The sequence below is a fragment of the Psychroserpens mesophilus genome (assembly GCF_050617655.1).
GTDB classification, from domain to species: domain Bacteria; phylum Bacteroidota; class Bacteroidia; order Flavobacteriales; family Flavobacteriaceae; genus Psychroserpens; species Psychroserpens mesophilus_A.
Map to the genome: position 1 here is coordinate 1 of NZ_JBODQC010000290.1, position 257 is coordinate 257.

Annotated in this window: 1 protein-coding gene; it reads right to left on the bottom strand. The window is 49.4% G+C overall.

All coding sequences use genetic code 11. The features are described from left to right. The coding region (locus ACRHNM_RS17320; RefSeq protein ID WP_431137897.1) for a hypothetical protein at positions 1–257 on the bottom strand (257 nt) is incomplete at both ends.

Sequence of the window (257 nt, forward strand, 5' to 3'; positions counted from 1 at the left end):
AGAGCTGCCAGCAACTGACTTTTCATACGCTTGATGGTTGCAGCCACCAGGTCACAGCTCACATCACTGACTGTCATGGAAGCTTCGGCGTAACTCGAATCTATCCCGACCCGTACTGTGACGGGAATGGATACCTTGCAGAGTTCACCCTCGGTAAATTGCTCTCTTAATTTTTCGATACCAAGCGGAAACTCCAGGGATTCAAAGGCGTCCACAGGGAGAAAATCTGTCCGGAATGTTTGTTGCATCCGGTCATT